This is a genomic window from Vibrio satsumensis, from assembly GCF_050337435.1.
Classification (GTDB): Bacteria; Pseudomonadota; Gammaproteobacteria; order Enterobacterales; family Vibrionaceae; genus Vibrio; species Vibrio satsumensis.
Window position 1 is genome coordinate 137,149 of record NZ_JAKJSX010000004.1, and the last position, 24,749, is coordinate 161,897.

The window sequence follows — 24,749 nt, forward strand, 5'->3', positions numbered from 1 at the left end:
ACTACACTGTAGTGAATCTTTCGCCTAACTTTCTATTAACAGTGTAATATTCCTTCATTTCATGGCAAGTATTATATATATCACCACCTTTAGACTTCGTAGCTTCAATAAGGATATCGTACGTCTCTTTAATTGGTATATCGTGATGAACATGAGCACTAGATACTTTCAAAATCGCACTTTTAAGATCTTCAAGGTTATAAATTGACTTTGAGATATCAAAAATAAAATCTGAAACATCTTGCTCTCGAAGGGGGGCCCTTTGAAATACCATAGCTTCTATGGTTTCATCATGAATAGATTTGTCTTTGAATATAAGTGAGGGGTCTACATTATCTACACCATCATATTGAAAATCTAAACAAAGAATAACTCGGTTCCCATCACCAAAATTGTATGCTGCATGGACTACACTTGCATCAAGCATCCAAATATCACCCTTAAGCATTCTAAATACCCCGTAGTCTTCATCACTATGATAAGAAGTTAACGAAGTTTCAAGAGGAATTAATACACGTATATATTTTCCCTTATTATCACCCAATTCAATAAAATCTTTGTGCGGTATAACTTGACCATTTATTAAGTTACGCGTCCTAACCATTTTAAGATTTTCTACGTCAAAGTACTTATTGATAATTTCATTGATATATAACGTTTGCTTACCTAGTTCGGTCATCTTCGCTTTGTTTTTATTATCTTTGTACTGGGTATTTTGATAATCCCCGTCATCATTCCACAATGAATTGTTTATCCACGTACCACTATTAAATTCGTTGTATTCTTCTTCAAACACAGGGAACTTAGATATGATATCAAGGTCTTTCCTTAAAGAATTACTTTCAAAGTCGATTCTTCCTAGCAACTTAGTTTTGGATTTCAATTTATTAACCTTTTATTTTTGTTTTTATTAATATTTTGTAACACGCATTTTACGTTCGACATAGTACTCAACAACAAACAACTATCAATGGTTTAATTATTTTTAAAATCAATATGTGACTTAACACATATAAAAGCATACTTTTAATTATATAAATGCCATTTAAACAAGAGTTAGTACCGTTTTAACCTCAGATAGAACCACCACAAGTCAGATTCAGAAAAATTATAAGTGTTTGATTAAAATGAAAAAAACAACACCACATTACTCGCTATTTAGTTTGTTCAGTTCAAAGCTTGACCCTATACGGTAAGGTGTTTATATTGTCGCCCGCCCAACGGGGCACATCCTAAAATGCACACCGGCCATCCTGTCATCATTCGTGTATTTATATTGGTGTTGTGAACTTCCATGCTAACGAAACTTCGTCCTTTTACTCGTGAATCGGGTGCGCTTATGCATCTTTCGGTTCCAATCATTTTGACTCAAATAGCGACCCAAGCGATGGGATTTGTCGATACGACAATGGCTGGCCAAGTAAGCCCTGCCGATCTTGCCGCTATTGCACTTGGTACCAGCCTTTGGATTCCTGTGTTGCTGCTACTGCGTGGCGTGATTATGGCGTTAACGCCTGTTGTCGCTTACCACCGTGGCGCACGTGACTTTCAAAGTATCTCTGTTGAATTCTTCCAGATGGTTTGGTTGGCATTAATAGCGAGTGTGCTACTTATCGCTTACTTGGTGAGTGCGAAACCGATCTTAGAATGGATTGGGGTTGCCGCTGAGATCATCCCTATCGGCAGTGATTATGCCTTTGCCCTAGCCTTTGGTGTGCCGGGTATTGCCCTGTTCTACACCTTGAATGGCTTCTGTGAAGGTATGAACAACACCAAAGTACCGATGATCATTTCTGTGGTTGGTCTGTTGGTGAATATTCCGGTCAACTACGTGCTTATCTACGGTAAATTCGGCTTCCCTGAAATGGGTGCTGTGGGTTGTGGCTGGGCGACAAGCTTAGTGTATTGGTTAATGTCGGGGATGCTGTATTCCTACATTAAAGGTCATCACCACTACAAGGCCATCATCAGCTTTGCAGACGCGAAGCCAAAAGCAAAAGAGATGCTTCACCTTCTAAGATTAGGTTTACCTATCGGGATGAACATCGCTGTATGTGGCAGCATCTTTGCGGTAATCGCATTAATGATTGGCCGTATTGGTGCAGAGAACGTGGCAGCAGCACAAATTGCACTTAACATCTCGAGCCTAACTTACGTGATTCCGATGAGTATCTCATTTGGCATCACGATTCGTGTTGGACACGCGCTAGGTGAAAAAGATGAACTAGGCGCAATTGAACGCAGCAAAGTCGGCATTTTGGTTGCCGCGTTGATATCATTACTTTCGGTTGCGATGTTCCTTCTGTTCCCTGAATGGATCATTAGGCTTTACACCACCGACCCAGCAATTAGCGCGACAGCAGCAGTATTGTTGACCTTTACGGCGATGTACCAATTCAGCGATGCATTGCAAACCTCAGCCAACGGCGCGTTGCGTGGCTATAAAGACACTAAGATCCCGATGATCTTAGCTATCGCTTCATACTGGGGCTTAGCACTACCACTGGGCATGGTGTTGGGTTTAACAGACTACATTGTTCCTGCAATGGGTGAAGAAGGCTTTTGGATTGGTATCCTAACGGGCTTGAGCGTATCAGCGACACTGATGTTAATTCGCTTGCGATACGTAATTAAGAAGCGTGACCTGCCGCCAGAATGTACTCCATTAGCAAACTAAGATAGACCAACAAACTAATACAAAAAAACGCGTTATTGCTACTCGGCAATAACGCGCTTTTTTATCTAATTCGAATAAGCTTTATTCCAAATAGAGTCGTTTAGCTTCTCTGGTTAACACTCGTCGTTCACCACTTCAACGGTACATTCACAACCACCATCAGGACACGAATTTCCACTTACTCGACCACCGAAAGAATCGTAAAGAACATAACATCCAGATGGAAGAACATTTATAATTGGGCCATCAAGTTCTGATGTAGTAAACGGGTATTCATAACCAACCACGGTATACCGATTAGCAAAATCTGACGTTAGGCTTTCATCTTCAGATAAAGTAAGAAAATCGAGCATTTTTAATGGTTTATCACCAGACTCGCCTTGACTTTCAGGGCATAGCGTACCCCAATCAACTTCAACACTACCGATACCAAAATCGATCACATAGTTACTCTGGTCACCTGGGTTTGTTGCGTCAGGGTCGAGCCCTACTATAATAGCTTTCGATGTTACCTGAGTGATCACCCCTTCCATTGCGCCAGCAACACCTTCAAGCACCGCTTCTCTTGCTGACTCTTGGATACCAAGGAATCTTGGAGCCGCAGTTACCGCTAATACTCCGAGTATGATAATCACCACGATCAGTTCAATTAAAGTAAATCCGTTTTTCTTCATGACACCCACATCAATTTGAAACTTAAACATTCGATAAGTAAATGACTTATCAATAACTATACATCGCAAAGAGAACACATGAAACATCCTCAATGAGCAACAGGTAAAGCAAACATAAGTCGATTGTTGGCTCAATACTTTGTCGAATTGACCAGAAGCCTTGTCGCATAAGGTACGAGCAATCATTGAAGATCCGATACAACGACATAAATACCAGTAAGGTACAGATAATGTTTAATCGATTTATTTGATGTAACGCAAGTTAGGCAAGCTGAGATTTAAACTGTTTAAGTCTCATCCATTTCTTAAACGTCTTCGCACACACTGATAATTCAACACAGCAGACAACTAGGCATATATCTAGGTACTAAATGAAAAACAGCGTACTGCCACTGCCAATAAACGCGCTTATTGAATCGATATTGTTCTAATTACTAATGAAATTAAAGTTATGAAGTGTTAGAAGGAAATGTTATCAATGTTCACCGGTGTCAAAATGTAAAACCCAAGCTTGTTCGTTAACTTTATATTCAAGGTCGCTATAATCATTCTCTCTAAAGTATTTTTTTGGTCTTGAGTTAAAAAGCAACCTTATAGTTTAAAAAGTATTGTTCTTCATCGTTGCTGATCATATTAACACCAAGTCTGAATCTATGGCGACCATGTTGATATCCTACGAACAAGTCAGTCGATAAACTGTCCTGATATTCACTACCATATTGAGAGGAATAAAAAGGGTCTAGACCAAGGTGGAAATTATCTGCAAACTTATAACGAGTATACCAACCCAATGTTGATGTCATATCATAATCATCTACCACTTCATTATTTGTATACCCTAGCATTGCAACTGGATATATCACTAAGGCATCTAACTTAAATGTCATAATATAACCAGCACTCACATTTCTAACATCGCTATTCCCTCCTACTTCAGTGTAGAAGCCTTGGCCATCTTTCATATTTGCATATGTTAATTTTAGTTTATCGAAGCCATCTTTTGACTCCAATAAAGCCAAGTGTCGACCAGAAGCAAGCCCCACACTCATATCTACACCTGCGGTATTAACTTCAGCCCCCAAACTACTGTAGACAGCGGTGGGATCTGCCATATCGACTTTAGCTTGTAAGCTTAAGCTCAATAAACAGGAAATTAAGAACACTAATTTTTTCATGTACTGCCTTCTTTCTAATTTAATTTTAATTTTAATTTTAATTTAAATTTAAATGGTTAATACCAATATCTACTTCTAGATTTTCAATCTTATCAATCGAATTATCATACAGCTCTCCGCAATATCAATTCCCGTTAAAACTCACCACAACCAAGTGTTGATATAAGAGATATCACAATTAGGACAAATATAAAAACCAATACAACTTAAATATCATCAAGGAATTACAACTCGTCGAAAAGATATATTTAACATTAAAAAAATAAAATACAATTATCACTCGAAGAGTGTCCATATTAATTTCTACGTAATATCTGGCATTTCATTGTAATAGCTTATTTATTGGGGGGGGGTTATTTACATAATTATCGAAACAGAATATAAAACTCCTACTAACACTAATCAAAATAGTCTATAAGACTATAAATGCGAAAAAGCACGTTACTGTCATTCGGCAACAACGCGCTTCTCGAATTGATATTTGACTATATCATTTATTTAATTAATCGCTTTCACAGAAGGAAGTACTCGGAACCCATCGCGTACTTTCTGGCTTGGGATGTAATGACGGAAAGCTAAGTTAAACGCACCAGAGTCATTTTCGGTTTTGATATTATTTACAGCGCCATCACCACAGCCGAAACTTAGTGTGTAAGTGCCGTCTGCATTTTTATCAGCCGTATTCGAGCTTACATTCGCTACATCATCAAACATGAAGCCTTGCTTGTTGTAGACCGTTACTGACCAAAACGCTTGGTTTTTAGGGTCTTCAAAAGTTACCTGATGACAAGTATCTGTTGGGAAGTTTCCAGAGATTTCATAGATGTTATCTTCTAGCTGTGCGCCTCCCCAACCGACAGCTGCGCCAACTGCGTATTTCTCTTTAGTAAACATCTCTTTTGAAGCATCTTCAGGGCTTGTAAACATACCAAATGTCGCTTGAGCGCCATCTCGCTTAAGTATTGTTGGCATTTCCATCTTAAGGCTCGTCTCTACCTCTTCAAAAGATTTCTCATCCACTTGCATAGCAGTAAACTCGCCATCCGCTTTTGCATCAATGCTCATTTTATCTTGGATTTCATGAACTTCATCTTTCGAGAATGTCGCGTCGGTACGAACAATGACGTAAACGTGATCACCGCTATGAGTAGAAAGATCAAACGTACCTGAACCGTATTGCATTGGCTGAATGCGGTGATCTTCAGTAATCACTTCCATCGACATGTACTTGCCTTCAGGGATCTCAGGTAACGTGACGGTCGCCCCCTTTGATACATTAATTACTGCCATTGAGTAGTAGGTGTCTCGGTTCATTCGAACCACATCCTGTTCATCTGTTGGCGTTAGCTCGCGTTTGTGACGGAATGTATTGACGCCAACAAGCTCTTGGTTTTTCAAATACTGACGTGAAGTTTCGTACACCGCGTAATTGTCGACGGTAGTCACTTCACCATCGGCATTGAAGAACTCTGTTAGAGTTGAAACTTCTTCAGCTGCGTAAGAAGAAAGAGAAACTGCGCTTAAACCTAAAACTACTAATGCTAATTTTTTCATTGTTGACCTCTAATAAAATCGATAACGCTAAATCAATACATAGTCCATTTGTCTTTGTTCGAACAGTTAGTTCGTTAACCGCTCAACTTGTGAACAATGTTATCAAGGCAGCATAAATTCACAAATGACATCGCCGTATAATAGATATGCAGCAAAGTAATGTTACTTATCAACCTTTATTCTTGATTAAAATACAAACAATACAGTAGCCTATTTATAGACCATGAAATTCAGTATTTCCAAGGTGAGTCGTTTACAAAGATATGTTGAACGCGTGTGTCGAAATTATTTTCGACTACCCTTAGCAAAGGTGATTTAAATAGTTGCTTTAACTAACAATATCTATCTTTTCGCCATCTGGTGACCTGAATCTCACTTGATTAATTAGTCAATAGGTAAGCAAATGAACCCAACTTTAGACTCTATAAACCACCTAAAGCAGCAAATGGAATCCTCGGTAATTGGCCAGCAACATATGGTCGACACATTACTGGTTGCGCTACTTACAAATGGTAATGTTCTGCTTGAAGGATTACCCGGAACAGCAAAGACTCGTTCTATCAAATCATTGGCTTCAGCCCTACAAGTTGACCTTGGTCGTGTTCAATTTACTCCGGACTTGTTGCCTTCGGACGTAACAGGCACAGAGGTGTATCAGGACGTAGATGGCAAACCGATGCTTACCTTCCAACCGGGCCCAGTTTTCAACAATCTATTGCTGGCCGATGAGATCAACCGCTCCCCGGCAAAGGTACAAGCTGCATTGTTGGAAGCAATGGAAGAGCGACAAATCACAGTAGCAGGTAAGACTTACAAACTGCCTGACCTATTCATGGTTTTAGCGACACAAAACCCGGTTGAACAAGAAGGTACTTACCCTCTTCCCGAGGCGCAAATGGACAGATTTATTATGAAAATAAATCTCGACTATCCAGATGCGAATGCCGAAGAGCAGATCATTAAGATGGTTCGTAGTGAGGAAAAGCCAAGCACAGACAAACCAGAACCTATCGATCCTCAATGTATTTTTGATGCTCGTGACCAACTACGCGACATACACTGTAGCGACGCAGTTCTTAAATACATTGTCGCGATTGTTGTTGCGACGAGACAACCCGAGTTGTACCCAGAGTCACCACTTTCACAGTGGGTCGGTGTTGGCTCAAGCCCCCGTGCAACCATAGCGTTAGACAAATGTTCAAGAGCAATGGCTTGGCTAAACGGTAAGGACTTTGTCGACCCTGATGATGTTCGTAAAGTGGTTCATGGGGTTCTGCGTCATCGCCTTATTCTGTCTTACGATGCGCTTGCTGAAGGCGTCAGCTCAGACCGCGTCATCGATGAGATTTTGTCTCAGGTTGCAGTAGCTTAACGGCGAGAGGTCACCATGGAGACGAAACCAACACTTGATCCTGATATTTATACCAATCTGAAGGCATTGCGACTTTTGAAATACAAGGCGCACGGCTTTGACTTTTTACCTGCTCAGCCAATCAACAGCGCGTTAACGGGTCGTCATGTATCTAAGCTACGTGGACGTGGATTGAACTTTGAAGAGATGCGTCACTACCAAATTGGCGATGATATTCGCACCATGGATTGGAAAGTGACAAATAGAACGGGCAGGCCACACGTCAAAATATTCTCTGAAGAGCGCGAGCGTAACGTTTATGTCATGGTCGATCAGCGCACCAGCATGTTCTTCGGCAGTACAGGTCGAATGAAATCTGTAGTTGCTGCAGAAATCGCAGCTTTGATTGCTTGGAAAGTCATAGACAGTACCGATCGTATTGGTGCGATTGTTTATAACGACAGCACTGCACTGCCAATTCCTCCACAACGCAGCGCAAACCACGTACTCAAAATACTCAATGAAATTGCGAGTAAGAATCAGCAGCTAAAAGCGGGAAAGGCTCAAGACACACAATCCAATTCGTTCGAAAAATTGTTTCATCAGGCGCAAAGGTTGGTTAAGCATGATGGCCTAGTGATCTTGATTACCGATGGCTACGGCTATAACGAGCGTAGCGAAGAGCAAATCAAGGCTTTGTGTCAACACAACGATGTGGTGTTGTGCCATGTCACCGACCCGCTGGAACATGATTTAGCCACGCTTAATAAGATGGTACTTAGCGACGGACAATTGCAGTTATCCGTATCAGGCCAAGAAGCACAGTTACGCGATGCGTTCGCCAAAGATGTTGTTCGAGCCATCGATAATTTCACGGCGGTGGCGAAGAAATATCGAATCCCTGTATTGCCGTTCAACACAGTCGACCCCACCGATGTTCAGCTTAGAAAAGCACTCGGCGCGATTTAAATAACTGAGAATGCAAACTATGACGACTAACACTGGGCTTGAACCTTTACAGCCAGAAAACGTGAATCCATTAATGGCCTCTTTGTCTGAGCCTTCTTTGCCAGAAAGTATCTCAAGGCTACCGAATGCACCTGGCTGGTACTGGTTACTCTTGTTGCTGTTTTGCTTTGCTTTATATCGTGTCTATTTAGTTATTAAAAAGTACCTAGCAAACACATACCGACGCGCTGCCTTAGTAGAGTTAGAGCAACTCTCTTTGGAGGCTCAATTCGGTGAAATTTCATCATTTCAAAAGCTACCACAACTGCTACGAGGAACCGCATTGTATGCCTTCCCTCGTACAGAAGTAGCCCCTTTAACCGGCACAGATTGGGAGAAATGGTTAGATGACCATTGCACCAAGCGTCAATTTTCATCCGAGTTCTCTACATCAAAACTCTCAGGCGTACTTGCTCAACTCGCCTACTCTTCAGCAGCGACATTAACGGAAGAACAACGAAACGCCATCATGGAGAACGTTGCACTTTGGATAAAACATCACGAGGTGTCACATGATCGAATTTGAATACCCAATAGCGTTTGCACTGCTCTGCTTACCCTTTGCCGTGTATTGGTTATTGCCTGTTTACAAAGAGTCAAAAAGCGCGATTCAAGTGCCCTTTTTTGATCGCCTGATTGCAGTGTCTTCACAAGAGCCCTCTGAAACCGCGGTCAAGATGAGCCGTCGTAAAGTCCAATGGCTATTGGTCATTATCAGCTATCTTGCTCTAGTCGTCGCGATTGCCAAACCAATGTGGATAGGCGAACCAATCGAACAAAAGAAATCCGCTCGTGAAATTATGGTCGCACTGGATCTATCTGGTTCAATGTCAGAAGAGGACTTTGCCGATAAAGAAGGCAATAAACACGACCGTCTAACCATTGCAAAGCAGGTATTGCGTGAATTTGCAGCCCAGCGAGAGCATGACCGCTTAGGGTTAATCTTATTTGCAGACTCTGCTTATGTTCAGGCACCATTTACTGAAGATATTAACGTGTGGCAATCGCTACTCGAAGACGTTGAACTTGGCTATGCCGGATTTCAAACTGCTTTTGGCGACGCGATTGGCTTATCAATTGCCGTATTCGAACAAGAAGAAAGTCGTCAACGAGTGATGATTCTGCTAACCGATGGTGATGACACAAGTTCGAAAATGCCTCCTGTCAAAGCCGCGGAAATCGCAGCTAAATATGGAGTGAAGATTTACACCATTGCAATTGGTGACCCAAGTACCAAAGGTCGCTACAAGATGGGTCTTCCTACTTTAGAGAAAGTATCAGCAGCAACTGGCGGGCAAATGTTTCATGCCTTGGACCGAAAGCAACTAGAACAAGCCTACGCAACGATCGACGAACTAGAGCAGCAAGAGTTCGAGCTTTTATCTCACCGTCCTAAACACAGCTTGCACCACTATGCATTTGGCGTGTGTCTGGTGAGCAACCTACTCGCGGTCTTAATTGTGTTTGGTGCAAATCTGCGTCGTCAAAGGCGTCATCAGAAAGAAATAAAGCGTGTTATTCGCCGTAGAGAGGAGCTCACCAATGACTGATTTCAATACATTGTTTGGGGGCGATATCACCCAGTTTCATTTCATACGCCCATTGTGGTTGTTAACACTGGTTCCGTTCGTGTTGTTTTATCGCGCACTCGTTCAACAAGACGATTTAGTCACCCAGTGGCAGCCCGTCATGTCTAAAAACATGGTTGAACATCTGTCTCTCAACCAAAATAGAGTTCGTATAGTTTCTCCTAATCGATTGTTTCTGGTGTTTGCGGTTCTAGCCACGCTCATTATGGCGGGTCCAACGTGGCAGCAACAACCTTCACCATTTTTTGAAGACAATTCCGAGCTAGTGATTGCCTTGGATGTGTCTGATTCAATGAATAAAGCCGACATTCAGCCGTCACGATTAGATCGTGCTAAACAGAAGATCAATCAGCTCGTTGAACTGCGCGGCGATTCAAAAACCGGGTTAGTGATATACGGCGGAAGTGCTCATGTCGCGATGCCTGTCACCAAAGACAAAGAGTTAACGCGATACTTCCTCGATGTATTGGATGGAAGCTTGCTGCCAGAGAACAAGAACAAACCGGCTTCGGTATTAAAGCCGACGCTCGAGCTAATTTCACAAGCAAAAGCGCCATCAACAGTATTGATACTGACAGACAAGACCAATGACGAAGCGATAGAAAAATTCACTAAAGCGTTTGAACAACAGCACCACCAAGTGATCGTGTGGGCTATGGGTGAAAACTCGCAGAGCGGCGGAAATGGCACAGCAGGTTTAACCGAAACTCAACTCGCTTCACTGTCCCAACTGGCGCAAGCAGGTCATGGTAAAATGGTTTCATTCACTCACGACGCTAGCGATGTTGAAGCGGTTTATCAGAGCATTCAGAACAACCTGTTTGCGGTCAGCGATAACGCCCTACCTTGGTTAGATGCGGGCTATTGGTTGCTGTTTTTGTTGCTGCCTATCCAATTAATGTGGTTTAGAAAAGGGTGGACGCTTCAGTGGTAAATAATAAACAGGCAGTAAATCAAAAGTTATACAACCTGACGAAATCAGCCTCTTCGACTACACATCAAATCAATCGTGTACCTTGGTTATCCAAACTTAAGCCAATGCACCTGTTGCTTATGCTTATTGTAGGAAATCTGATTTGGGGAATCGCCAATAAGCACTCATTTTATGATTTTTGGCTATCCAACGATCAACACGCTTATATCGAGTTCAAGCAAGGCAACTACGCACAAAGTGCCGCCCTATTCGATGATCCAAACTGGAAAGCCTACAGTCGTTATCTGTCAGGTGATTTCCTTGGCGCAATTGACCAATTGAGCCCACAAGCAAGTGAACAAGGTGGTAAACCGGAAGAGCTGGCTGATTTCGCTAAGTTGATCGTCGCGAACAGCTATGCTCATACGGCTCAATTTGATAAAGCCACTGCGCTTTACAACGAACTGTTGAACAACGAAACGTATGAAGAGCAAGCGACAAACAACCTCGCTGTTGTGGAAGCTGCGATAGAGAAAATCAAGAACACACCACCGACAAAACGAGATTCAGAAAAAGTCATTGATGATAGGAAATTGGTCGACGACGAACCAAAAGAAGGGAGTCAGAAGGAGCTAGTGATCTCTGACCAAGTCTGGCTAAAACAAGTCAGACAGAATCCATCTAAGTTTCTAAGACAAAAATTTCAGCAGGAATACAGCAATGAACAAAACTAAATCGACAGTCCGAGCATTCGATCTTCTGAAATGTTGGTTTACTGTCTTATCAGCGATGATGCTTTTAATTTCAATGCCTGCAAGTGCTAGTGACATAGACCAACTTGTCAGTGGCGGTGAATTGAAGCTGAACGTTGAGATAAAAGCTCAAAATGTCGCTGTGAAACAACAAGTCGCACTCGACGTTGAAGTATTGAGTACCCGCCCCTTTAAAGAAGAGTTGGCGTTACCTTACTTAGATATACCCTACACAGTCGTAAAGAAAGATGATCAGAAAGTCGCACGTTCAGCACGCACAATCGAAGGCACTAAATGGTTTACACAAAAAGCACGCTACTACTTGTACCCAATGCAAGCTGGCGAGTTTACTGTTCCTGAATTGAGCATTCCCATTAGTGTAGAGCTTACTGACAAAAACGTTATTGAGGGCGTGATTCATTCGCAACCCATTAACTTTGCATCCAAAATGCCCGTGAGTAACATTGATACAGACGCGTTGATTGTTAGCCCAAATGCTGAGCTTTCGATATCAACCGACCGTCCGTTAACCGGCGAATTCGAAGTTGGCCACGCTATCACTGCCACGTATACGTTGAGCGTGGCAAACTCGCACATGATGTTGCTGCCGGAGATCAACATCCCAGACATTTCCGGCGTTGAGTTGTATCGCAAACCAGCAGTCAAAGAAAACGTGTTTAATCGACTGAATAAAAGCAATACCGCGACACTCAAACAACAGGTAACGTTAATCCTGCAAGAACAAGGGAAAGTTGTCTTACCAAAACAGACCATGACATGGTGGAACATAAAGACCAATCAGCTGGAATCGTTAACTATAGAGCAGCAGACGCTTCAAGTCGGTGACGCAAAGTTGTTAGACTCGTTAAGTAACACTTTAGGCTCTATCGATGGGGCTCAAACCTTATCGAATTGGTTGGGTCAATATTGGTATTACTTGGTCATCGCTGGAGTATTCCTTGCTGCAATTGCTCGCCAGATCGGAAATCACTTCATTGATTTAAAGCGTTATTTTGTCGCACGCCAGCAATTAAATACCAAAAAATTGAGTGTTCAATTTTGTCGACACGTTGAAGAAAAGCAGTACAGCAAAGCAGTGCAAACTATCTATGAGATTACGGGGCGAAAAAACTTTTCGAAAGGCACGCTTCAACTGCCTCTAGATTCGGAATCAAACGACATTTGGAAGAAACTATTGAAGCTTGGCTACGCAAAAGATGCGGAAGGCTCAGTTTCAGCTTCCCTCTCAATTTCTCTAGTAGAAGCCAAAACACTGTTAAAAGCTATCAATGATTCGCCCAAAACCCGAAGCACACCATTTAAGTTTAATTGGAATCTGAACTAATCGGTAAACTTAACTTAGGCTGCGGTGTGAGCAAAGACGTTGGGGTCAACTGTCACAAACAACGTCTTCAATCACGGACACTACTAAGTTTTTGAACCATTGATGTGCTGGGCTGGTAACGGTTCTTTTATGCTCAATCAAAAACAGTTCGAACATTAACTCTGGCACGTTATCTAGAGAAAAAATAGGCGCTATCTTGTCACCTATCCCCTCTAGTTCAGTTAACTTATGAGTCGCAATCAGAATTGTATTCGAACTCTGCATCACTTCCACCAACGTAAGAAGCTGTCCACTTTTAAATGCAATATCTCTCTGCACTCCATTCTTTGCTAGGTAGCTATCCACAGGGTGTTGCAGACCGTAGTTCGAACGGATATCGAGCGTGAGATCAACAAAGCGAGACTCTAGACACTGCTCAAGCGTTACATTTTCAACTTTCGCTAAAGGGTGATTAGCCGCAACATAAAAAACTGGGTAGACTCGGCCAAGGCTAACGTATGGGAATTCTATTGGGTTACTCGGGGCTTCGATGTGAATTGTAAAATCCACATCTCTGGATAGCAGCTGACTGGTTGGCGTTTTCGCTACCGGATATTCGATAAGACTAGCGTTAGGGGCTTCTTTCATAAATCGCTCAGCAAGCGGCACGGAAAGCATCCTACTCATCAATGGCGGTATCGAGACAACAAACGTTTGAACACATTCTTCTGGATTAAAAGCTGATTTTGTCACTAGGCTTCGCATCGCCAATAGTAACTCTTCCAAAGGCGCTTGCAGTTCCAGCGCTTTTTGCGTGGGCACTAAGCCATTAGACTCTCGATAAAACAATGGATCATCAAACAACTCTCGCAAGCGACTTAACGTACGACTCATCGCAGGCTGAGACAGGTACAAGGTGTTGGCAGCTCGCGTTACGTTCCTCTCTTTGATTAAAACACTTAACGACACCAATAAATTTAGATCCAGCCGAGAAAGCTGCTGTTCGATAGTCATCATAAGACATGCATCCGAGTAATATCACTCGTTAAATAATTACACCATTGTGACTAACAAACAAGTCTCTATTAAAACCATGCAACTTATATCCAACTAAAAAGGCGAACCAATCGGTTCGCCTTTCTGTTCAAATAATCGTATTTATCGATTTATTGCCAAATATGATCCTGCAGTAATCATTATTCCACCAGCACTTTGGTTTAATCTTTTATGTGCACGTGGCGTTTTAAGTAAACTAGCCATTCTACCCGCACCCATTGCAATTAGCATTAAACCGGACATCAGAGCAACCGCCGCTAAAACAGAAACCAAGACGATATCTTGTGAACGCAAAACCGTCAGATCAATAAACGTCGGCAAGAATGAAATATAGAACAGAATCACTTTCGGATTTGATGCTGAAATCAAAAAGCCTTGCACGAAACTGGCGAGTTCCGATTTCTGACTTTGTTTGGCCGCAAGTTCTGCTGAACCTTGCACTTCAGGTAGGCTCTTAAACATCTTGTAGCCCAAGTAAATCAAATAAGCGGCACCAACATAGCGAATCACCTCAAAGGCAAACGACCAGTTCTCAGCAATCGTCGCTAGACCAAAACAGGCAAGCGCAAGATAGATAAGATCACTGCATATCATCCCTAACGAAAGAGTGATGCACTTTTGCCAACCGTTAACCATGCCACGAGCTAAAATGGCAAATACGCCAGGCCCCGGAGTAATACCAAATATAAACATGGCAATAAAGAATGTAACTGCGCCTTCTAGTGACATCTGTCGTCCCTCAAATATCATTCAACATTATAATTTTCGAACGTATCATGGAGCCCCGATTCGGGTAAAGAGCGTTTTTGTCTAAGAGCGTGTTTGACTGACAGCGTTTTTAACTAAGAACGATTCACAAGACTCATGTTTTGAATAAGTGTCATACGTAACTTCCCCACTAAGCATAACCGCAAAGCTAAACCCAACATGTTTTTCGTTAAGACACAAAAAAGGCGAACCTAGTGGCCCGCCTTTGCAAAATATTGACTACGAATCAACGTAACAAGATTAGTTCGATATTGGTGACAACAACTCAGGGTTTACGACTATGTTTCTCACACCGTGGGCGTGGTCTTCGTTAAAGTCATTGCCTTCACACCAACTCCCCACTGTCGCGATGTTTACTTTCGCAACTTGTGGACGAACGCTCCATGTTACTTGGAAAGGTGAACCTTGCTCATTGTAACCAGGACCCGTTGTAGAACCTGCGTATTGAATCGCTGAACCCGTATTTTGAGGAATGTTTGGGGCTTGGTGTAATCCGTTGACTTTTGAATGTTTAGCGAGTGCTTCGAAATCGAGTGCTTTGTCGTCATTCACTAATACGTAAACTTGGGTTTCTACACGCAGTTGCGGGTTGGTAATCGCGTCGTTAAAACAAGCACCCAATGTTTCACCTGGTTCAACTTGTGCAGTCGAGTACACGTAATGCACCTCGATAGTGTCACCAGAATTAAGTGAACCGTGGTCGCTAGGACAAACCTTCTGCTCGAATGGTTTAAGCTCGGCCGCGCTCAACTTACCTGTGTATTTAAATCCACTCTGGAAACCTTTACCATCACCGTTACCAGCGTATTGAGTAAACTCACCACCTTTGTGCTCAGCGTTTTTATGGAAGTGGATATTACATAGATTCATGGCTGTTGAATCTGGCGCATCCGAAAACAATCGGGCATTTGTTCCTTCGGCTGAGCCTAAATCGCGAGGCGCTTGTGGGCCAAAACCTTTTCCTTGCGTGTTTTCAGATAGGTTTGCTCTTTGTTCAGCGATAACACTGTCAGCTACAGACTCATGGTTCGCGTCAGATGCGTTCGCTTGAGCCGCCAACATAGCCATCGCGACGCTTAAAAATACACTCTTATTCTTCATATCTCTTCCCTAGAATATTGATAACTAAACCTAAAATGAACTTAACAGCAAACATATTACTATGCTCGCAAGTGAATATGGTGCTTGTCTTTGTAAGATTAGATTTCACAGCTTACTTTGGGAAGAGTATTAAAACCCTTGATGCATATAACAAGTCAAACACGGTAAATACGGCGAGTCCATTCCAGAACAAACAAATACCTACTTTGCTGACTGTCCCTTGACTCAAGCCGATAAACAAGCGGACAACACGCTACAACCAGAGCTAATAGTAGAGTTTCTGATATAAAAAAGGCGAACCATTTGGCTCGCCTTCACGTCTCATTCTATCTATTAGTTTGGCTTTCTGGTTAACGGATCAACCGTGGCCCGTGGCAAATATCCCAAACGTCATGACGTTCAATGCATCTGTCACGCCCTCTAATGATTTAATCACCGTCTTGGTCGGTTCGTTATGACGGATAAAATAGCTTCCGATACCTTTTTCATCGCTACTCTTAGCATCATTCTCAGTTGTTTCTGTTGCTGCTACTTGAGAGGGATCCGCTGATTCTGGATCTGCATTAGCGTGAGTTCTCGTGCCTTTATTTGAATCAAGGTTTGAGTTTGCGTCATGGCCATTTATAGATTCATCGCTAATGGTTAGTTCATGGGAAGATTCGCTGCTGGTCTCAGCATTTGTATCCATTGAAGTCTCGAGATTGCCCTCTTTCTCTACGCTTTTCGACATAGCGTCTTCGTTGCTCAATGTCTTGTCGTCTAGCTGATGATTACTCGTTGAAGAACAAGCTGTTAAGAAGAACAGGCTAACGATAAATGTGAGTAAGTTTCTCATCATAATGATAAATCACGAATTAATAAAACATTGTTCGATTGTATTTTATTTGGCTGATGACATCCAGTAATAAGCGGAGTAAACGTGAAAAGTCGAGTTTTGAAAGAGTAAACAAAAGCGTACGGGTTTAGCGCTTGAGCCTAATAATTCGAAATCTCAATCAGATTGCCATCAGGATCTCGAATATAAACAGAGACAATTTTTCCCATTGCACCTGTTCGCGGTACTGGTCCCTCTTCTATCACGACTCCTTGCGCTTGGATATGCTCTACGACCTCAACAATTGGTGTATTGGTAACAAAGCAGAGGTCTGCACTGCCCGCTTGAACGCGTTTTGCCTTTGGTTCGAACTCCTTACCTAATTGATGAAGATTTATCTTTTGATTGCCGAACGACAACGCCAAGCGTCCTTCCCCGAATTGGATGGGCTTCATACCTAATACGCGCTGATAGAAATCTACTGTTATCTCGATATTTTTAACAGTTAATACAAGGTGATCTAGATGACTTACTTCCATATATGATGGCTCTCCATGAATAACGGACTTCCTAGTTTAACCGCTCTACAGAAGCCCTGAATGTTTATCACTCATAATCTAGCGCCTAGAAGAGTAACACAAGCATCTTATGCGTCGTTACATCTCATTATTAACGAATAAAGGGAGTACTTTTAAGCACTCCCTTTGTTCGATTTTTCTATTGGATTAACGGGTTAAGTTAGTCACACATCCCGTCAAATGTCCAATGCCAATAACTCTGGAACGGATCGGATCCCCAGTTTTCAACGTTGGCCGTAAAACGGGTACCCCAATACTGAACGGTAGCGCCTGCAGGATAGAAAATGTATGGGCTCCACTCTGGAACATCAACACAAGAACCTTCTGGCTGTGGTTCAGGCTGAGGCAGTTCCAATACACTGCTTACCGCTACATAAGCGTCCGTTGCCCCTTGTGCACCCGATACCATTACGTAGATATCATCCCCTTGTATACCTCCAAAGCCACAATACTCGTAGTTATCCAAGTTGGTAGACGAGCAATCGTAATCATTCAAGGATGCAGGGCGACCAATTGCAACATACAAATCAACGTTACCGTAACCATTGTAAGTTTGGAGCCAAACATCGCTTTGAGAGCTGTTCTTTAGAACAAATTGCTGTTGGTCGTTACCGCTGCTCAGCACAGGTGCAGGCACATTAAACTCTAGAGCCGTGATACCCGGTGTTGGTGTTGGTGTTGGTGTTGGTGTTGGAGGATTAGGGTTCGGATTTGGCTGACCAGAGCCACAGTTTTGTACATTAATACCCACTTCGCTAAACGCAGATTTCACTGCAGAGGTCTCATAACCTAGCTTTTCAGCGGCTTTGCAAACCCCATTCGCACCTTGTTGGAAATCCGAGTTTGGTGTCCAGTAAAGTTGGTTCGCGGTTGCGTAAGCCTTAAACGCTTTTTTGATATCCCAACTATTGCTCGTGGCTAGATGGTAGAACGCTTTATTAAAGATCCCTGAACTATGGTGAACATCAATGCCATTGTAGTACTGGTTGATGTGACCGATAGACATACCATCTTGACTTGGGTTAATGAAGTAACGCATCGCATCACTATGCTTCATTACATGCTCGCCCATCTTCCAATTGAAAGTGCCATGTACATATTCACTAAGCGCCGCAGCAGCTACATCAGAGAAAGATTCGTTCATTCCGCCCGACATACCACGATACTCAAGGTTTGAGTTTTGTTCAGTAAAGCCGTGGCTCACCTCATGAGCAATCACGTCCCACGTCGCTAATGGATACATGGATTGGTTACCATCGCCAAACGTCATTTGACGGCCATCCCAAAACGCGTTCCCATAGTTCGAACCGTAGTGAACACGCATAGTAAGCTTTTGTTGAATAGGACGTGTGTTCAACCAATCTTGGTACATGTCGAACACACGTTGGCCAAAGTAATGTGCGTCGTTCATTGGCGCATACGCACCGTTAACAGCGCGGTAATTATTGACGTTCTTACCGTAATTTCCGTTACAACTAAATTGATGAATCTGCCCTGAGTCTTGTTGGTTGTTCATGTTCATAGTCACAACGTTTTGGCTGTCCATCTGGCAGTACGAGTTGACTTGGAATCCGCCAAACTGTGTGTTCGAGCCAAAGTAATAACGGCCACTTTTCTGGTTTCCGCCCGGTCCTTCTGCCTCAATGAACGCAATACCTTCCCAACGATCCAGTAACTCACCCGATTTAGCATCAACAAGCGTAATCGGTCTTGAGGGTGCCATGCCCAGAGTCTGCAAGAAATCGACCTTATAAATCAGGCGCGCTTGTTGCTGTTCATCAAGCCAAATAAGAAGCTCGGTGTTAGGGTCACGAATAGTCGCCGCGGCAACCCCTTTGTGCTGTGACTTTGCAATATCGACAGCTTGCTTTGCGCTAATCATTGGCAGTGTCGAGCCAATATCTGACTCAATACCCGTTAATACTTGGCCATCAACCGCTTTCGCAAAGCCCTTCTGAGAAAGATCAACCACTACCGATTGACCGTAAACCGGAATCCCGTAGTGAAGTTGTATTTTACGTAGGAGTGTTGTTGTACCAGTGTTCACTCGACTTGCGTCTTGGTAAGCAAGTGGTTGGCTTACAGCGGGAAAACCCTGTGTTGTTTGATTGAGTACTGTAGATAAATCGACTTGCGAGTAGTCGACAATATTGGCAGCTTGAGAAGTAAACGCTATCGGAAATAGCATTAGTAAATGTGCACCACGCATACATCACCTTTATAATTATGTTTTTATTGATTCACCAACTAGATGAAGTCGCATCTTAACGATAGATATTGCACATAAAGAAATAAACTCAGTTGCATATGTGAGATTAATTCAAAACATAATTAATGATGTCTTTCGAATTGAGATATACCGCAAAAATTTATTTAAAATCTTATAGTTAGTTAAATATTAAAGTGTTATTTCTATAAATAGGAAATGATAAATCGCACAGTAATAAGCATTAAAACCAATCCAAAGAAGTCACGTGAACGATAACCTCTTTGATAGTTTCACACAGGTCGGGTAACCGATAGCGAGATCAGATCGCTATCGGGCAGTGGTCTGATGAATAAGTGAAGGATGAAATGTGAATAGATGAAGAATAATCGCTGATGAAACTTACAAGATGTTCAGGCCAAATAGTTCTTTAACATCAAACAACACGGTTTCGGTTCTTTCTCTCGAGACTTGTGTACCTTGGCGTAAGATATCGATGAGTTGCGCTTTGTCATCCAACAGTTCGGCTCTGCGCGCTCTTATCGGGCGAATCATCTCTTGTAGACACTCTTCCAATACCTTTTTAGTTTGGCCATCCCCTAACCCGCCTCTGCGGTAGTGATCTTTTAGTTCATTGACGTAGTGAGCGTCAGTATGGAAAGCATCAAGATAGGTAAACACGATGTTCCCTTCTACTTGGCCCGGATCTTCGATTCGTAGATGATTTGGGTCGGTATACATGGATTTCACTGCGGCACGAATCTCTTTCTCGGTCGCACCTAAGTTGATAGCGTTGCCCATTGATTTGGACATCTTGCTCTTACCGTCCGTACTCGGAAGCCGAGAGGCGTTGCTAAGCAGAGGTTTACACTCATTTAAGATTGGCTTGCCCGCGAGTGAGTTAACTTTTCTCACGATCTCGTTGGTCTGCTCTAGCATCGGCAATTGGTCGTCACCAACAGGAATCAAAGTCGCGTTAAAGGCTGTGATATCAGCCGCTTGTGAAATCGGATAAGTAAGAAAACCAGCCGGAATTGAGCGACCAAATTCCTTGTTTTGAATCTCACTTTTAACGGTTGGATTGCGTTCCAAACGAGCGATAGACACAAGGTTGCTGTAGAACATGGTAAGTTCAGCCAGTGCTGGTAATTGCGATTGAAGGCAGATTGTGGTTTTTGTTGGGTCGATACCTACCGCTAGATAATCAGCCACCACATTGAGAATGTTAGACGATACCTTGGCAGAATTATGAGCGTTGTCAGTAAGCCCTTGCATGTCGGCAACCAATATCGTTTGGTGGTGAATATGCTGCAACGAAGTGCGCTGCTGAAGTGAGCCAACATAGTGACCCAGATGTAAAGGGCCTGTCGCTCGGTCGCCAGTCAGAATAACTTCAGGTTTGTTCGTGTTTTGAGGTGTTTTCATAAGGTATCTCCAAGTAATAAAAGCTACTGGAGATAAAAAGAGACGACATTCTTGGTGACATTCTTCACTACCTTCCAGCAGCTAAAGAATGTGAGTATTCCGTGCTGCTCTAGATAGAGCACCACCAAAAGAAAATTGAAGTTGAAGCGGAATTAAATTTCATGATTAAAACCTACCAATAATAAGAGTTAGCGACAACCCTTTTATTGGTAGACAATAAAACTAACGTACCGAAACCGGTTTTCAAGGCGTTTCAAAACAGGAACTATTGAATATGCACATCGTAAGTAAATGTATTAATTACATAAATCAATAATTCTAGAACGCATTGCTTGGTTGACGTTAAAGTGAGCATTCAAAAACTCGAGCTGTGCCAGAGCCGATTCAGCAGTACGCTCGTAACCTTGTGTAAAGCTTGGTAGCAATTGAGCAAACTTAAGAAAGCGTACTTCTAGCCTTCTATCCGACATAAATTCATCAACGAATTCAGGCTCAGACTGTTCCGTTTGCTCCACAAGACCAATCAAGCGATCGAGTGCGTAAGATTGAACGAACCGACTGCCCGACAGCTTTTCACCTCGATTATAGCGAGACATACCCACATAAAGATTGGTTAGTGCCTCACCAATGAGCCACTCTTGAGTGTTAGCGTGTGCCTCCCCTTTTACTGGTGGAACACAACACTGCGTATCAAATTCAGGTTGCTGCCAAACAATGCGCCCTTCAGCAAATGGAATATGCGCTAACTCGTGGGGTTCGAATACCGCAAACTCACAGAATATCCCATCGGCATAAAGTACTTTATAGCCATCGACCGTGTTCCTTACGGCATAGTCGATTGGAAGAATGTCAGATAACCAATGCAAGCTGTCTAAGAAATACTGCTTATGCCCCGTTTGCACTATCGCGAAGAAATCCACGTCTGAATATTGATCCAATCGCTCCGTTTCAATGCCAACAGAACCTAGCCCTAACAAGGCGTGCGCCTTACCAGAAGCTCTTAAAGATTCTCCAATCGCATCTAAACGTTGTAGGAGTTTTTCTGGTGTATTTGGTTGTTGTACTGGCATCGCTCTATCCCTATCAAATTGAGTGCCACTCAACCTAACTGACAGTGATAACAAGGATGAAGTCTAATTTATAAAATCTGTGTTTTAGGTAACGATCTGCGCAACTTATTGTTTCATTGAAGCGGATAAAACAGCCACGAGCACCCGCTTTTTATTCAATTTATAACGAAGACTTCGTTAAATACGCTGCCATTTCTTGCTCTGGGACCATACCGCCGCCTGTCGCCCAAACAAGATGAGTCGCGTTCGCTAATGTAAATTCAGTTATGCCTAATCTCTTCAGATATTCACTGTTGTGTTCAACATGAATAGCACCCGGCATACCAGCCAATGCTGAAGGCTCAAGTTGAATGCCCTCGGCTTGGTTCAATATGCCTAACAATTGGTACATACGTTCATCAGTTAATGTGTAGTAACCATCAAGCAAACGCTCCATCGCGCGACCGACAAATCCAGATGCTCGACCCACCGCCAAACCGTCTGCGGCGGTGAGGTTATCGATACCAAGATCTTGCACCGCAATCTCATCATGTAAACCCGAGTGAACACCGAGCAGCATGCAAGGCGAATGAGTCGGCTCAGCAAAAATACAGTGAACATCATCACCAAACGCCATCTTTAAACCAAATGCCACACCACCAGGGCCGCCACCAACACCACATGGTAAGTAAACGAACAATGGGTGCTCTTTATCGACGACAATCTGTTGTTGTTCGAATTGTTGTTTGAGCCTCTCTCCCGCCACAGAATAACCAAGGAACAAGGTTTGAGAGTTCTCATCATCAATGAAGAAACATCGCGGGTCTTGCTCTGCTTCTTTACGACCTTGTTCTACCGCAACACCGTAGTCTTGTTCGTACTCAACGACATTAACGCCGTGCTCACGCAGTTTGTTCTTCTTCCACGCTCTTGCATCAGCAGACATATGAACCGATACCGTAAAACCAAGCTTGGCACTCATGATGCCGATAGACATACCAAGGTTGCCTGTTGACCCTACGGCAATACTGTATTGTTTAAAGAAGTCACGAAATTCAGGCTCTAACAGCTTGCTGTAATCATCGCTCTCACTCAGTAATCCAGCTTCAATCGCAAGCTTTTCGGCATGCGTAAGTACTTCATAAATACCACCACGAGCTTTGATTGAACCAGAAATCGGCAAGTGGCTGTCTTTCTTCATCATCAAGCGCCCTTTTATTGGCTGCTGATAATGAGCTTCTAATGCCAACTTCATTGCAGGGATATCGATAAGCTCAGATTCGATGATGCCATTCGTCACATGAGTTTCAGGAAATGCCTTCGCCAGATAAGGGGCAAACCTTTGTAACCTCAAACTCGCATCATGAATATCTTGTTCGCCCAATCCCACATAAGGTAAACCGCGCTCCAGAGTCGTCACATTTGGGTTAAACCAAACCACTTCTTCCAATGCAATTAATTGTTGAAGTAATGGGAAATCTGAGATGAGTTTATCGATATTCAATTCAGTCATGGGTGACCTTCTCTGGTAAAGCGCGTACTGCGCAGGTTCAATCATTAGTAACCCTATTTAAACGGGATTTTGGTGTTTGTTCAAACGACGAAAAATCACACTTACATGAACTAAATTCATCTATGGCCTAATAGTTCGAGAATTAACTCAGCTAAAGCAAGTTATGATTAACTATAACTCATAGATAGAGCTATGATATGACCTCCACGATATGTATCGAATTCCTCTTGTTTGAACCAAGGTGCCCTTAACGACATGTATAGCGAAGACAACCTGTACTCCAAAAATCAACGCTTAAACAGCCACCAGCTGTCAAAACTGCACACGTTTGAAGTAGCGGCTCGACATGGTTCTTTTTCACTTGCAGCCCAAGAATTATCGATGACACCAAGTGCGGTTTCTCATCGTATCAACAAGCTCGAAAGAGAAATGGATATACAGCTGTTTGAACGTGCGCACCGAAAAATCGCTCTAACAAGCGAAGGCAAACGCATCTATGCCGCATTGAGCCGCACCTTGAATGATCTAAACCAAGAGATTTTAGATGTTAAGAACGACGAAATATCGGGCACACTCACGATCTATTCACGACCGACATTTGCGCAGAGTTGGCTAGTACCTCGGATAGCGGACTTCAAACAACGTTACCCATCAATCACATTAAAGCTGCTAACGGGTAATGAAAATATCAGCTTTCAAGGACACGGTATCGATATTGCCATCTACTTCGATGATCTTTTTCCCGATAAACTTTTCTGCCAAGCATTCATGCACGAGAGCATGACTCCGGTTTGTAGCATTCAATACGCTGAGTTACACGGGCTTAATCAACAACCAGAGAACCTCAATAGAGCAACGTTACTGCATGACAACCAAGCATGGAACTACGATTCGAACCGCAATGAATGGGAAGTGTGGGCACAAGCGAACAAACTCAGCACTGTGCATTCAAACTCTAACATCGAGTTTGACCGTTCAGATCTCGCGATACTGGCAGCTATAAACAATGCAGGTATTGCCATTGGGCGATATAGCGTTGTATCGAAATATCTTAAAGACAATACGCTTATCGCGCCATTTAGCGAACCACCAGTTACGTGCAAACAACAGTATTATTTTGCGACGCCGTCAGAACACCAATCACCAAAAGTTAAAATGTTTATTGAGTGGGCTTTAGAGCAAAGAGATCAAATGTAGGTGTGTATGTTCGGATCGTGTGAGT

Annotated in this window: 22 protein-coding genes; 9 read left to right on the top strand and 13 right to left on the bottom strand. The window is 42.7% G+C overall.

The features are described from left to right. Position 1: 1 nt before the first annotated feature. On the bottom strand, positions 2-883 hold the full coding sequence (locus L4C44_RS03715; protein WP_428804389.1) for an aspartyl/asparaginyl beta-hydroxylase domain-containing protein: 882 nt from the start codon (positions 881-883) through the stop codon (positions 2-4). 411 nt (positions 884-1,294) lie between these two features. Between L4C44_RS03715 and L4C44_RS03720 the strand changes: the two genes are divergently transcribed. Next, positions 1,295-2,677 carry an MATE family efflux transporter gene (locus L4C44_RS03720; RefSeq protein WP_428804390.1) on the top strand — a complete coding sequence of 461 codons (1,383 nt, stop codon included), beginning with the start codon at positions 1,295-1,297 and terminating at the stop codon, positions 2,675-2,677. A 113-nt stretch (positions 2,678-2,790) separates the two neighbouring features. Here L4C44_RS03720 and L4C44_RS03725 read toward each other — a convergent pair whose 3' ends face one another. The 3 genes from L4C44_RS03725 to L4C44_RS03735 all read right to left on the bottom strand — a co-directional run bounded on the left by L4C44_RS03725 (position 2,791) and on the right by L4C44_RS03735 (position 6,080). Then, entirely contained in the window at positions 2,791-3,351 is a 561-nt protein-coding gene (locus L4C44_RS03725; protein ID WP_428804391.1) for a prepilin-type N-terminal cleavage/methylation domain-containing protein, read from the bottom strand. Between the two features lie 578 nt (positions 3,352-3,929). Next, complete coding sequence (locus tag L4C44_RS03730) at positions 3,930-4,526, bottom strand: hypothetical protein (RefSeq protein ID WP_146491639.1); 597 nt, start codon at positions 4,524-4,526, stop codon at positions 3,930-3,932. Positions 4,527-5,024: 498 nt separating this feature from the next. Beyond that, positions 5,025-6,080: a DUF1254 domain-containing protein gene (locus tag L4C44_RS03735; protein ID WP_146491640.1), complete on the bottom strand. Its 1,056-nt coding sequence runs from the start codon at positions 6,078-6,080 to the stop codon at positions 5,025-5,027. A gap of 403 nt (positions 6,081-6,483) precedes the next feature. Here L4C44_RS03735 and L4C44_RS03740 point away from each other — a divergent pair, with 403 nt between their 5' ends. The 7 genes from L4C44_RS03740 to L4C44_RS03770 are packed head-to-tail and all read left to right on the top strand — an operon-like array spanning position 6,484 to position 13,038. Continuing rightward, positions 6,484-7,452 (top strand): AAA family ATPase, encoded by a 969-nt coding sequence (locus tag L4C44_RS03740; RefSeq protein ID WP_428804392.1) that lies wholly within the window; start codon positions 6,484-6,486, stop codon positions 7,450-7,452. Positions 7,453-7,467: 15 nt separating this feature from the next. Further along, positions 7,468-8,400, top strand: a complete 933-nt coding sequence (locus L4C44_RS03745; protein WP_428804393.1) for a DUF58 domain-containing protein — start codon at positions 7,468-7,470, stop codon at positions 8,398-8,400. 19 nt (positions 8,401-8,419) lie between these two features. After that, a complete protein-coding gene (locus L4C44_RS03750) occupies positions 8,420-8,965 on the top strand; it encodes a DUF4381 domain-containing protein (RefSeq protein ID WP_428804394.1) in 546 nt (181 codons plus the stop codon). Then, on the top strand, positions 8,952-9,989 hold the full coding sequence (locus tag L4C44_RS03755; RefSeq protein WP_428804395.1) for a vWA domain-containing protein: 1,038 nt from the start codon (positions 8,952-8,954) through the stop codon (positions 9,987-9,989). The genes L4C44_RS03750 and L4C44_RS03755 overlap by 14 nt, the downstream gene beginning before the upstream one ends. Then, the gene (locus L4C44_RS03760; RefSeq protein ID WP_428804396.1) at positions 9,982-10,962 is read left to right on the top strand and encodes a VWA domain-containing protein; all 981 of its coding nucleotides are present in this window, start codon (positions 9,982-9,984) and stop codon (positions 10,960-10,962) included. The genes L4C44_RS03755 and L4C44_RS03760 overlap by 8 nt, the downstream gene beginning before the upstream one ends. Next, complete coding sequence (locus L4C44_RS03765; protein WP_428804397.1) at positions 10,956-11,675, top strand: hypothetical protein; 720 nt, start codon at positions 10,956-10,958, stop codon at positions 11,673-11,675. Before L4C44_RS03760 ends, L4C44_RS03765 begins: the two co-directional genes overlap by 7 nt. After that, positions 11,662-13,038, top strand: a complete 1,377-nt coding sequence (locus tag L4C44_RS03770; protein ID WP_428804398.1) for a BatD family protein — start codon at positions 11,662-11,664, stop codon at positions 13,036-13,038. The genes L4C44_RS03765 and L4C44_RS03770 overlap by 14 nt, the downstream gene beginning before the upstream one ends. A 45-nt stretch (positions 13,039-13,083) precedes the next feature. On the opposite strand, the gene L4C44_RS03775 is transcribed toward L4C44_RS03770, so the two are convergent. The 9 genes from L4C44_RS03775 to dsdA form a co-directional block, all read right to left on the bottom strand. Continuing rightward, positions 13,084-14,034, bottom strand: a complete 951-nt coding sequence (locus tag L4C44_RS03775) for a LysR family transcriptional regulator (protein ID WP_285954539.1) — start codon at positions 14,032-14,034, stop codon at positions 13,084-13,086. A 141-nt stretch (positions 14,035-14,175) separates the two neighbouring features. Next, positions 14,176-14,802, bottom strand: a complete 627-nt coding sequence (locus tag L4C44_RS03780; protein WP_428804399.1) for a LysE family translocator — start codon at positions 14,800-14,802, stop codon at positions 14,176-14,178. Between the two features lie 279 nt (positions 14,803-15,081). Then, entirely contained in the window at positions 15,082-15,942 is an 861-nt protein-coding gene (locus L4C44_RS03785; protein WP_327784336.1) for a delta-class carbonic anhydrase, read from the bottom strand. Positions 15,943-16,300: 358 nt separating this feature from the next. Next, complete coding sequence (locus tag L4C44_RS03790) at positions 16,301-16,780, bottom strand: putative periplasmic lipoprotein (protein ID WP_428804400.1); 480 nt, start codon at positions 16,778-16,780, stop codon at positions 16,301-16,303. Between the two features lie 137 nt (positions 16,781-16,917). Beyond that, the gene (locus tag L4C44_RS03795) at positions 16,918-17,295 is read right to left on the bottom strand and encodes a VOC family protein (RefSeq protein ID WP_371713442.1); all 378 of its coding nucleotides are present in this window, start codon (positions 17,293-17,295) and stop codon (positions 16,918-16,920) included. A gap of 199 nt (positions 17,296-17,494) precedes the next feature. Further along, positions 17,495-19,543 (bottom strand): M4 family metallopeptidase, encoded by a 2,049-nt coding sequence (locus tag L4C44_RS03800; RefSeq protein WP_428804401.1) that lies wholly within the window; start codon positions 19,541-19,543, stop codon positions 17,495-17,497. Between the two features lie 399 nt (positions 19,544-19,942). Next, positions 19,943-20,965: a tryptophan--tRNA ligase gene (gene trpS / locus L4C44_RS03805; protein WP_428804402.1), complete on the bottom strand. Its 1,023-nt coding sequence runs from the start codon at positions 20,963-20,965 to the stop codon at positions 19,943-19,945. A gap of 296 nt (positions 20,966-21,261) precedes the next feature. Further along, the gene (locus L4C44_RS03810) at positions 21,262-22,035 is read right to left on the bottom strand and encodes a hypothetical protein (protein ID WP_428804403.1); all 774 of its coding nucleotides are present in this window, start codon (positions 22,033-22,035) and stop codon (positions 21,262-21,264) included. 160 nt (positions 22,036-22,195) lie between these two features. Then, positions 22,196-23,527: a D-serine ammonia-lyase gene (dsdA, locus tag L4C44_RS03815; protein WP_428804404.1), complete on the bottom strand. Its 1,332-nt coding sequence runs from the start codon at positions 23,525-23,527 to the stop codon at positions 22,196-22,198. A 255-nt stretch (positions 23,528-23,782) separates the two neighbouring features. Here dsdA and dsdC point away from each other — a divergent pair, with 255 nt between their 5' ends. Further along, positions 23,783-24,724 carry a DNA-binding transcriptional regulator DsdC gene (dsdC, locus tag L4C44_RS03820; RefSeq protein WP_428804405.1) on the top strand — a complete coding sequence of 314 codons (942 nt, stop codon included), beginning with the start codon at positions 23,783-23,785 and terminating at the stop codon, positions 24,722-24,724. The last annotated feature ends 25 nt before the right edge of the window (positions 24,725-24,749 follow it).